Source organism: Flavobacterium sp. LHD-80, assembly GCF_030929605.1.
Lineage (GTDB): Bacteria > Bacteroidota > Bacteroidia > Flavobacteriales > Flavobacteriaceae > Flavobacterium.
In genome coordinates this window covers 1-12,685 of sequence record NZ_JAVFVS010000008.1, presented here as the reverse complement: position 1 = coordinate 12,685, position 12,685 = coordinate 1, and the positions used below count along the sequence as shown (strand labels likewise).

General features: G+C 36.0%; 3 protein-coding genes. All 3 read right to left on the bottom strand.

Annotated features, from left to right (window positions below; translation table 11 throughout):
* Positions 1 to 453: 453 nt before the first annotated feature.
* Positions 454 to 5,772: a fibronectin type III domain-containing protein gene (locus tag RB619_RS11520; protein WP_308097542.1), complete on the bottom strand. Its 5,319-nt coding sequence runs from the start codon at positions 5,770 to 5,772 to the stop codon at positions 454 to 456.
* 612 nt (positions 5,773 to 6,384) lie between these two features.
* Positions 6,385 to 10,239: a T9SS sorting signal type C domain-containing protein gene (locus tag RB619_RS11515; RefSeq protein ID WP_308097539.1), complete on the bottom strand. Its 3,855-nt coding sequence runs from the start codon at positions 10,237 to 10,239 to the stop codon at positions 6,385 to 6,387.
* Positions 10,240 to 10,399: 160 nt separating this feature from the next.
* Positions 10,400 to 12,685: T9SS sorting signal type C domain-containing protein (locus RB619_RS11510; protein WP_308097531.1), on the bottom strand; the 2,286-nt coding region annotated here is incomplete at its 5' end.

Sequence of the window (12,685 nt, the reverse complement as noted above, 5' to 3'; positions counted from 1 at the left end):
AAAAAGATTCTAGCGGATATAAGAATCATCTTTATTTTTTAAATACCTGAAAGCAGAAGCAGAATCAAAAATTGTTCTGCAACTTGTACTAAATTAAGATAGACGAGCAAATGCTATTTGCTTCCAAAAGCAAGGTATCTAAAAATAATGATCGGGATTTCGGCAAATAAAAAACTAGATTGGTTTTCTTTAAATGTCATTAAATCTGCAGTATGACGGGCATTTATGTTGTTTATCGAATTAAAACAACAACAAGGTACGATTTTATTTACATAATTTAAAAACTTTAACTTGAAAATCAAGACTTTAACATTACAGGTGAGCAATTAATTTAAATCATTTAAAAAGTAAGAAAAATGTTAAAACCTTTTTTTCTTCTTTCAGTTAGTATTGAAGCAAAAAAAATCCACTTATAGGCAGAGTGGATTATTTAAAGTTCGAAGGCCTATTCCTTTAGAAAATGATTTTTGAAGTTGTTAGGCTTTCATTCTCTAAAAAGGTCTTTATAAGCAATACTTGATTTGATGATTGAAGATTTACGATCTGCAGTGTTTTTTCACCAATATTTAATTTCTCATAAATTAGCTTTCCAGTAACATCAAAAATGTAAACTTTAGCAAGTGGATCAACACTTGAATGTACTTCAATTGCTTTGTTTTTTACTGAGATTAAAACGTTGCTCTCTGTATTTTCATTATCGTCAATTCCCAGAGATTTATTTGTGTAACGCAATACAAAACGGTCGTTAAAAGTTCCTTCTGCTGTTTTAAAAGTATAATTACTCTCACGCAAATCATGAATTTTACCTGTTGTTTTATCTTCTAGATATATAGGCTGTGCATTCATATTTTCATCCGTTTTACTTATTGCTATAGTAAAATCTCCATTTATTGCACTTCTATATCCAAGTTTTACTAAATCAATATCATCAAAAGGCAAAGCTCGTCCTTGAATTGTCAATTTACTGTCATTTATGATACTGTAGAAGTCGATGTATGTATTTCCATCAAAGCTTAAACCATCAAATTTTTTGTCATAATCATTGCTTGCACCCTCAATATAACCTACAAGCAATTGTTTGAAAGCTCCACCTGAGTTGGTCATATTTAGCCAAATTCTGTGCTTTTCGATAGCTTTTACTTTTGACTCCTTACTTGGTTTAAAAAATTGACCATTATTTGCGCCTCCATTTCTCATAGTATTATCAAAAATAATATTTCCAGAGGTTGCAATTTTAGCAAAGAAAGATTGCCCTGCTCCTATTTGCCCACTTGGCTCACTTGCATTGTTTCCGACCGCATCATCACCCGATCCTGCTGCTGTACCAACACCGCCAGTCAAATTATAAGTTGCATAATCATCATCTCCATATTCATAAGCTCCTCCTAAAACCACTGGTGTATTATGTGTCCAAAAATAAAGAGTTCCTTCTAAAACTGGTGAATTTGTGTTTATGAAGTCATCTGCATCTAAAGCAGATGGATACGGATTTCCTATTAGAAAGTACCTTCCACCAACTACAGCTTCACCTGTAATAGTACCATTATTTGGAACTCCAATAAAAGAAGCCGTGAAATTACTTCTAACCGAATTGGAAAAATTTTCAGGGCCACGAATGATATATCCTTTTCCGACGATCATAAAATTCGAAGGCGCTTCTGCAACCCAATTATAACCATTATGGCTATATAATTTATCTGTTTTTGTTAACGGCGAAACATCAATAATCTTTTGTGGATTTACTGGAGTCGACCAATACACATAATCTGCTTGGCGAATAGGAAAAGTATTCCGTTTGTAAATAATATTGCCTGTATTTACAACGTTATTTGTTTGAACAAGACTGGCTGCATTTTCAAACGTTAAAGAGGCTCCATTTCCTGAGTCAACAAATACTTGATTATCTACTTTTAAAGTATGTCCTGAATTAAAAGTTACTTTTTTTCCGGCGTTTACTTTACAAGAACAACCACTTAAATCACCTGTTGAATTATAATCAGCTACAAATTCAAGTATATCAGTTGCTACTGGAGTTCCATTCGACCAAGTTCCATTATAAACATTTGTTACTGGTGTCTTAATTTCTATACTAACTGTTGCCAAGGATGGACAATTAACACCTTCATGAATAGTAAAAGTATAATTTCCCGGAATTAAATCAGGAACTATAAAATTTGCATTTGAAGTATTATAAACTTGTGAAGCCGCTCCTGATTGAGTTATTGTCCAATTTGTTCCTGTAAGAAGACCGTTTAGTTCTATGCTTCCTTTTGGGATAACACAAGTAGGCTGAACAATAGTACCAATACCAGGAGTTATTGGCAACGGATTAACTGTTATGGTTCCTGTTGCATTTACTGAACCACAGCCACCAGTTAAAGGAATTATATAGTTAAATGTTCCTGTATTTGTAGGCGTTCCGTTAATAGTAATCGTATTTGATGTCCATGATGCTGTTATCCCAGGCGGTAAACCTGTCGCTGTTCCTATACCAGTTGCACCTGTTGTTATATGAGTAACAGTTGTCATTGCTGTATGATTACAAACAGTGGGAGATGAAGATGCGACTCCCGCAGTATTTAAATTTACTACAATAGTACCTATTGCATTATAGGTTCCGCAACCTCCCGTTAAAGGTATACTATAATTAAATGTTCCAGCATTTGTTGGTGTACCGCTAATTGTAATAGTATTTGATGCCCATGCTGCTGTTATACCTGATGGCAAACCAGAAGGAGTCCCAATACCAGTGGCTCCAGTTGTTGTGTGTGTTACATTTGGCATTAATGTATTAACACATAAAACCGGTGACAAAGATGCTGCCGTTACTGTATTTTCAGATCGAACAGCAATAGGATATATATCTGAAACAGTATAAGCAGTTGTACAAGCTGGTGAGGCTGTTACAGTCAAAGTCAGAGTAACTTGTTTTCCGGCATCACCCGCAACGGAATTGTAGGTTGGCGTTAAAGTTGTACTATTTGAAAGAGTGCCTAATCCATCATGTGTCCATGAAACATTCCCATTTGCAACGTTAACTTCTCCAGCCAAAACTGTTGCCGTCTCATTTGCACAAATAATTTTAGATCCGGTAATTGACACCGTAGGCGCTGCTTGAATATTTACTGTATAAGTTGCAGTTGCGATTTGAGGTGCGCAAGTATTATTACTTGTGACTGTTAAAGTTAAAATAACAGTTCTAGCTGCTCCACCAAATGCAGGAGTGTAAGTTGGAGTAAGCGTAGTATCTCCTGAAAGAGTTCCTGCGCCTCCACTAAAGGTCCATTTAATTGTACCATTAGTAGCTGATGCTCCACTTACTGTTGCAGAGCCATTGGAACAAATTGTTTGAGAACCACCTGCGGTTGCTGTTGGCAAACCTTGAATAACAACATTTGATGCTGCTGATGAAGGGCTATTGCATCCGCCAGTTTTAGTAAACTGAACTGTATAGCTTCCTGTAGCTGTCACGAATATACTTTGAGATACTGCGCCAGTAGACCATAAATAAGAGTAACCAGAGGGTGCGAGGCTCGAAGTAAGATTAACACCATCTGTTTGACAAATTGTTAAAGCACCATCTGCTGAAACAGTAGGCGCTGTTGCGGGACTATTGGTTTTAACAAAAGCTGGAGTAGGTGTCCCAGCTGCAGTACTAGTCCCACAGCCATTTCGGGCATAAACCCTATAATAATAATTTGTATTTGACACTAAACCTGTAAAAGTATAACTTGTACCTGTTATTCCGCCAACAGAAACAAACCCTGCCGTGAAACCAGCATCGGTTGCCCGTTGGACTGTATAATCGACAGCTCCCATAGAAGCAGTCCAAGTTATTGTAAATTCGCTACAATATAGTGTAGCTGAAGTATATGCAACATTTGTAGGCGCAGCAGGTAATGCATTGTTCATTGTTACTGGACCTCCACTTGAATACGGACTATTCCCACAACCATTAATTGCACGTACACGATAATAATATGTGCCAAGAGAAGTCAAACCAGTTATTGTAAATGAATTTGTCGTTATGCCAGTAAACGAAACAACCCCAGTTGTAAATCCAGCGTCTGTTGCTCGTTGCACTTCATAGCTCGTTGCACCAGTTACTGGAGTCCATGAAGTATTAAATTGAGTGCATAAAATATTGCTATGTCCTAAGCCTCCTGGTGCTCCAAGTACAGAACCTGATGGTGTAGCATCTCCTATTAGATATCCACTAGTACCGCAACCATTAACGGCGGCGATTCGATATCTATAAGAAGTCCCGCTGGTTAATCCTGCTATTGTATAATTTGTAGCTGTCACATTGGTAGCAGTTCCTAAAACTGGACTAAAGTTAGCCGCAGTTGTCGACCACTGAATAGTATAACTTGTGGCATTTGGAACGGCATTCCAATTTACCGTAAACTGTGTACAGGCATTCCCTGTTATTGGAATAGCAGCCAAGGTTGGAGTTACTGGAGCTAGAGGTGTTGCATATGTTATTGTATTAGAATTTGAGCTGATACAACTTCCGTTAAAAGCTCGTACTCTATAATAATAGGTTGTATTTGTACTTCCAGAAACAACATGGGACAGTACATTTCCAACATTAAGCGCGCTACAACCCACCACAAAAGTAGCAAAGGTATTTACTGTTGAAACATCTAATTCATAATACGTTGCTCCAGCAACCGCCTGCCAATTTGCAGTAATTTGTGTACAAGTCGCATTGCTTCCTGCTAACGCGACTGGAGCTGTTCCAGATGAATTTACTGTTACATCTGCAAAGTTATTTGTAATAATGGGCGAACTGCAATTCTCTGACGCAACGGAACTTGATCCAGATGATAAAGCTGTAATTTTAACCGTTCTTGTTCCCACAGTTGTAAAACCGGTCGCAATAAAACTTCCCGTTCCTGCCGTGGTGACTTTCATTGATGCTGGAGTCTGTGCTGTACCTTGAATATCATAAGAAACCGAATAAAGCCCGATAGGCAGATTTCCGGTCAAAGTAATTTCAGATGAAGTTCCTGAACAAACATTTACAGCAGTTGCTGTGGTATTGGTCAAACTATAAGTTGGACAATTATAGGTAATCGTAATTTTTCCGTTACCTCCATCGCCACCACGTCTTGCTCCACCAAAAAAGGAAGATCTTCCTCCGCTTCCACCTCCTCCTGGTGCTGCGCCTGGGTTTCCATAATTAGTAGTAAAAGCTGTTGCAAGAGCCGCTCCTCCAAGACCACCACCATTAGCTCCGTTACCTCCTGCGCCTGAACTTATAATTGCCCCGGTATCATCTGTAAAGCCAGACTCTCCATTACCTCCAGCCGTTCCTGATGTTCTTGTCGTTCCCGTAGAATTTGTTACTAAACCAGCAGCTCCACCTAAAACTAAACTACCATTATTTAACAAACCTCCTTTTCCTCCTTCTCCTAGAATAGAATAACCAGTTATGCTTGAAGAGCCTCCATTCCCTCCATTATTGTTATCGACACCTTTACCTCCAATTCCAACTACAACTGTTAATGTTTCGCCTGATGTTATTGTTAAAGCTGTACTCGCGAAAGCTCCACCTCCACCACCAGATCCTCCTCTTGCACCACCAAAACCAGGCGTTGTAGAACTTCCACCACCACCACCAGCACCCCAAGCCTGCACGGTAATACTGGTAACGCCAGCCGGACTAACAAAGGTTTGTGTACCTCCTAATGTAAATGTTGCTGTAGTTTGTGCCAAAAGAAAAACAGGAAGACAAACTAGTACTGAGACAAGTAATGTTTTTTTCATACTGTAGCTTTTTAAATAACAAAAATTAAATTCAGATTCAACTGAAAATTTATTCTGCAATCTCAAATACCACATTCAACAGGGATTCTAATAATAGGCCTGGACAATAATGAAAAAGTAATCGTGTAAAGTAATTTTGTTCCCTAAATTTGGTATTTAAATGTTCACATTAAGTATTTGATTTTAGGAAGAAAGGGGGCGATAAAGGCAATTCTATTTTTAAGTCTATTTTCTATTTAAAAAATGTAAAAACTAACAATAATATTGTTGGGTAAATTTATCAGAAATACCCTTAAACAATTTACAAATTTTTAACAACTATTTAAAAAACAATCACTTATAATTTAAAGTTCTTTTAGATATCTTTAATTTTAAGTTATTTCTTTCAAATATTTTTTTTTCATGTTATTGGTCTTTTAAATTTTGCAAATCATCTGAAATTCTAAAATCTACATTTTTTAAATTTTCAATTCATTTTAAAAAATCAGACATCTCTTAAAAAAAATGCCAAGAAAAAACGTCTAGTCGATGATAATTCTGTGAAAAAAATGCAAAAGAAAAAATCCGTTTGAAAAGACACAAACGGGTCATTTTTCTAAATAGAAAAGTTCATTAAAAAATTACTTTTCTTGAAGTTGAAAAACCATTTTCTAATTTTACAGTAACAAATAAAACTCCATTAGCTGAAATTACTTTTTGAATAGACAAACTAGATGAACTAATTTTAGTTTTTTTATAAAGTATCTTTCCAGCAATATCATAAACTTCAACTTCTTCAATTAATTCGTTCGGCGTTTCTATATGAATTTGTTTGTCTTTTACTGAAATAAAAACATTTCTGGTAGTGGTACTAAATTCTCCACTATTTAATTCTTTATCAACATATTTTAATTCAAACCTACTATTAAAAGTTCCTTTCTCAGTTTTAAATACATAAGGACCGTCTTTTAAATTATATGTTACCTGCTTTTCCTTATCTTCTATATACACATCCATATTTAAAAACTGATTATCGATGTGGTCAATATTTATGCTGAATTCTCCACTTACTATCGTTGTGTAACCAAGTAGTACTGAATCTGTTTTTTCAAAAGGAAAAGCTCTTCCCTGAATAGCTAAATTTTTATTCTCACATATGCTATAAAAATCTGCAAACTCATTCCCATTAAAAGAGTCTGCATCATAATTTTCATCATAAGAGTTTGAAGCTCCCTCGGCATAACCAATCAAAATTTGCTTAAATACACCTTCTTTGTTCTGTAAATCGAGCCATATTCTTTGCTTTTCAATTCCGCTTTTTTGAATTTTACTATTTTTATTAGGTTTAAAAAAAGTAGAATTACGCTGTTGCATTCGCATTTTGTTACTGAATTCAATCGTACCTGCATTTTTACATCCAACAAAAAAAGCTTGTCCTGATGCAATTGTGTTATCTGGAGTACTATTATTTACACCATTGGCTAAACTTCCTCGAGTTCCAACGCCACCGAGCAAATTGTAGACAGCATAATCATCAGATGAATACTCGTTATTAGAAATAGGCGTATTATGTGTCCAGAAATATAAAGTTCCTTTTATTTTTGATTCATTTTCTTTCAAAAAAATATCGGCATCAATTGTGCATGGATAAGGGTTTCCTATTAAATTGAAAATCACATTCCCTGTCTTTAAATTGACATTTATTTTGCCATTATTTGGAACCCCTTTAAAAGTTGCTTCATAACTTGAAGGAACAGTAGCCGAGAAATTCCAAGGGCCTTGAATAATATAACCTTTACCCAATGCCATTGTATTTGTTCCATTTTCATGATTCCAAGCCCTTACGACAGGATCATAAGAATAATATTTATCTGAAGGAGTATTTGGAGAAACATCAGCCAATTTTTGACTTGCTACAGGCGACGACCAATACGTATAATCTGATTTTAAAATAGGTGATGAATTTCGCTTTAGATTAATTATTCCTGTATTCTTAATATCATCATCTGGCTGATATAAATTTGCCGAATCCTCTAAAATTAAAGTTCCTAAACCTGAATATGAAAATTCAATTCCCAAAGTGTTTCCACTTAATAAGGTAACTTTTTTTCCTTCGTCAATACTACAGCTACATACATTGGCCGATGTTAATTCTGGATAATCTTCTTTAAAAAATAATTCTTTTCCACCAGACGGAAACTCATTTGACCATGCAGTTCCATTCCAAACTGTCGATTCTAAACAAAGTTTCAATCTTGCAATTCTATGTTTAGAAATCCCTGAAACCGAATTAAAATCTCCTCCAATCAAGAGTTTGAAATCTGAAGAAAAACTCATTGTGAAGAGTTTATTGTTTAACTGAGCATCAAAAGAATCATCGACACTTCCGTTTTTTAGCAATCGCATTAATCGCAATGATGGAGTGGTTTTGTAATTCCCTGAAAAAGTACCACCAGCTAAAATACGATCATCTGGCTGTATTAATATACTTCTTACTTCTCCTTTGCTAAAACCCGCACCCGACTCAAATGTTGCATCTAAACTTCCGTTTGGATTTAATCGCAAAATCCTTCTTTGCGTGACATCTTTGAAACTTGTAAAATTTCCGCCAACTATTATTTTTTGATCAGACTGCAATGCCAAAGCATAAACGTTTTTGTTAAATCCTGAACCAATGGTAAAAGTTGGATCAATACTTCCATCTGTATTTAAGCGTATCAAATGAGGAAATGAGATGCCATCAAAAGTAGTAAATCGTCCAGCTACCAAAAGTTTTCCGTCTGGCTGAAGTAAAACCGACTCAATAATGGCATTTGCGCCAAGTCCAGAGTTAAAACTCGTATCTACAGAACCATTAGGCAAAAGTCTAATTATTCCACCCACTTTTACATCATTATACTTAGCAAAACCTCCAGCAACAATGATTTTTTCATCAGGCTGTATTGCTATTGCATAAACTTGACTGTTACAGCCCGAAGTCACATTAAAAGAAGGATCAACAGATCCGTTTGGTAAAATTCGTATGATACGATTGATTACTGTTTCATTGTACTTTGTAAAATTTCCGCCAAAAATGATTTTCCCGTCAGGCTGTTGAACTGCAGTTTTAATCAAATTATTGGCTCCGTTCTGACCAAAATTAAAATCAGGGTCAGATGAACCATCTTCTAAAAGCTTGACAATTCTAGAAACGGTTTTGCCATTAAATTTCTTAAAATTGCCAAATGCCATTGATTTTCCATTTTCTAAAGGCAGAATTTTATAAACTGAATTGTCAAGTCCTATTCCGGATGCCAAATAACCTGTATCGTAATCTCCATCAGAATTAATCTTGGCCAATCTTCCTTGGTTTAAACCATCGAATACCAAAAAAGAACCTCCAATATACCAAGCCCCTTCGGCATCACTCTCTAATGCAAAAACGGAAGCGGTTGCTGGGCCAGATCCAAAATCAATATCACTTTTTAAAAACCCTAAATTATCTAAAATACACACTCGATTAACGCTGGATCCATTATAAGTTCCTGATGAAAAAGATCCACCAACCATGATATTTCCAAATGAATCAATTTTAAACGCTAGAACAGCTCCAGAATTAAACCCAGAACCTGTAAAGAAAGAAGGATCCACACTTCCGTCCGGCAGTATTCTGACAATTCTATTTGCTGTGATACCATTATAACTGGTAAACTTTCCTCCCAGAATAACTTTACCGTCTGGCTGAACTGCCATCGCGCTGACCTCACTATCAAAACCTTCTCCTACGTTAAAAGTTAGATCTGTTCGTCCATCATTATTTAAACGAATAATTCTGTTGATTTGCGTACCATTAAAATTGGTAAAATTTCCTGAAAGTACTATTTTTCCATCATTTAAAACTTTGACATTTTTTATCGTCGATGCCCCCGAACCTGCAAAAGAAGTATCTAAAGATCCGTTTGTTAAAATTCGGGCAACATAATTTGCAGTTGCATTATTATATTTTGTAAAGCTTCCGCAAATAATTATTTTCCCATCAGGCTGAAGTGCAATATCATATATAAATCCTGTTGGAGCCCCTATTGAGGTATTAAAGGAAGGGTCGATGCTTCCGTCTGGATTTAGACGAATAAGTCTCCCTGCACTTAGACCATTATATGAGGTAAAATTGCCACCCACAATTATTTTCCCATCAGGCTGAATGCATGATGCATAAATTTTCCCATTAAAACCACTTCCGGTATGAAAATTTTCATCAATTGTGCCGTTTGGTGTCAAGCGTGTCAAATAAGAAGAAGAAATTCCGTTCAGGTTTAAATATTCACCACCTACAATTAGATTCTGATCAGACTGCAAAGATAAAGTCTGAACCGGACCATCAAATCCATCTCCGATTGAACCGTCATCCAGCGTATTAAAAGTGACATCCACTTTTCCTTGTTGTCCATAAAATTCAAAGTTCCCAAAAAACACAGTCAAGATGACTGCATAAAGTAATTTTCTAATCAAAATCAAAAAAATCAGATCAATTAATAATATACGAATTTTCTGAAATTTAAGAACTCCGATATACTTGTGCAATACCCACTTTTAGTGATATTTTACAGGCAACAAAAAAGCCATTTCTCATAAAAGAAATGGCTTTTTTGTTATTTAAAACTATTTTTATTTATTGAAAAATAATTTTTCTTGTTGTTTTATATCCGTTTTCAAGTGTTATATCGACTAGTAAAACTTGATTGCTTGATGGTAAATTTGAGATCACTAATTCTGATGTTCCCACTTTCTTTTTAGTATAAAGCAGTTTCCCGGCAACATCAAAAATTGAAACATCTTGGATCGCTTCATTTGAAGAAATTACCTTAACCGCTTTATCTTTTACAGAAACCGTAATACCTTTTTCAATATTTTCAAAGTCACCTGTTCCTAAAGATTTATTAGTATATCGAAGAACAAAACGATCTGTAAAAGTTCCAATTGCTGTAGTAAAAGTATAATTGCTTTCTGTTAAATCATGAATTTTACCTGTAGATTTATCCTCAATATAGATTTTTTGAGTGTTCATATTACCATCTGCATGGTCGATTGAAATCGTAAAATCTCCAGCAATCGCAGAACGATATCCTAATGGAACAACGTCAGTATCTGCAAATGGCAAACTGCGTCCTTGAATAGCGAATTTAGCACCCACATTTATACTGTAAAAATCGAGATATTGATTACCATCAAAACTTATTCCATCGTATCGATCGTCATAAGTATTGGTTGCTCCTTCTACATATGCAACCAGCAATTGTTTGAAAGCACCTCCTGTATTTGTCATATTTAACCAAACGCGATGTTTTTCTAAAACAGCTGTTTTCGAATTTTTTCCAGGTTTAAAAAACAAGCCATTATTTGCTCCTCCAATACGCATAATATTACTAAAAGTGATAGTACCAGTAGTTTTAATTCCAGCAAAGAAACCTTGTCCAGCTCCAATATAACCACTAGGTCCATATTGAATATTATCTGAGTCGTCAGGAGCCGATCCTGCTGGATTGCTTGTTCCGGATGGCGCACCTACACCTGTACCACCACTTAAATTATACACCGCATAATCATCATCACCATATTCGTAAGCACCACCTAAAACCACTGGTTTATTATGTGTCCAAAAATAGAGTGTACCTGTTAAATTTGGATTATCGACTATAAACTTATCAGCAAACAAAGCTGAAGGGTATGGATTTCCAATTAAGTAAAACTTATTACCTGTCATTACTTCGCTCGTAATATCACCATTTATAGGAGTTCCTGTAAAAGTTGCCTCAAAATCATTTCGCACCGTATTTGAAGTTCCTTCTTCTCCACGAATAATATAACCTTTACCCTCAACCATAATAGTGCTTCCCGGCTTATAAATCCATCCCGAACCATTGTGAGCATACATTTTTGTTGGATCTGTTAAAGGTGAAACAGCTCCCAAAAGCATATTATAAACTGGTGTTGACCAATACACATAATCAGCCTGGCGGATTTTGGTACTCTTACGTTTGTATTTAATAGTTCCTGTATTTATGGTTTTGTCTGGAGTAGTCTGTAGTAAACTTGAACTGTTCTCAAAAATTAATTGACTTCCAGGAATAACGTGTACTCCATTTGTAACAGTTAATGTTTTTCCTGTATCTACTGTTACAACTGCAGTATTACTTACAGTTACCGAACAATATGTTACATCTGCTGTAATAGTCGTACCTAAAGCAAAATCAACGTAATTGTCAGATGTTGGAGCGCTGCCATATGACCAACCACCGCTAGTAAATGTATTAGCGAGTACTGTTACCGCTGCAGAATACGTTACTGTACAGCCATTATCTAAAGCAAATCGATACGTTCCTGGTACTAATCCACCAATTGTACTCGAAGTGTAAGGTCTACTAACAACTGTAGTTCCATTATCTACGAATAAATTTCCTGAAGCTGGCACACCACTTAATGTTACACTTGCTCCATTTGTTGAACAAAGTGGTTTAGTTGGTGTTCCAACCGTTGGCGCTGGATTATTTGGCTTAATCGTTAAAGTTGTAGTTGCAGTATTTGAGCAACCTCCGCTTGTAACGGTATACACCACTGTTACATCTCCAGCATTTCCTGCGGTTACAACTCCTGACGAGCTATTAATCGTCGCTGTACCGGTACCATTAATAATTGACCAAGTTCCTGATGGGGTTGTATTTGTAAAAGCTGGAGTTGTTAATGTTGTACACACTGATGTTGCACCTCCTGCTATTGGGTTTACTGTTGGGAGTGGATTTACCGTGATATTTACCGTTGCTGTTGTACTGCCACACGAATTGGTCGCAGTGATTACATAATTTGCTGCAGCCGAACTTCCCGTAGGAGTACCAGAAATCGCTCCGGTCGACCCGTCCAGTGAAAGACCGCCCGGAAGAGCAGGACTAACAGTATATGC

Coding starts and splice junctions, on each gene's coding strand:
- RB619_RS11520 (WP_308097542.1), bottom strand. CDS start 5,772: ATGAAAAAAACATTACTTGTCTCAGTACTAGTTTGTCTTCCTGTTTTT.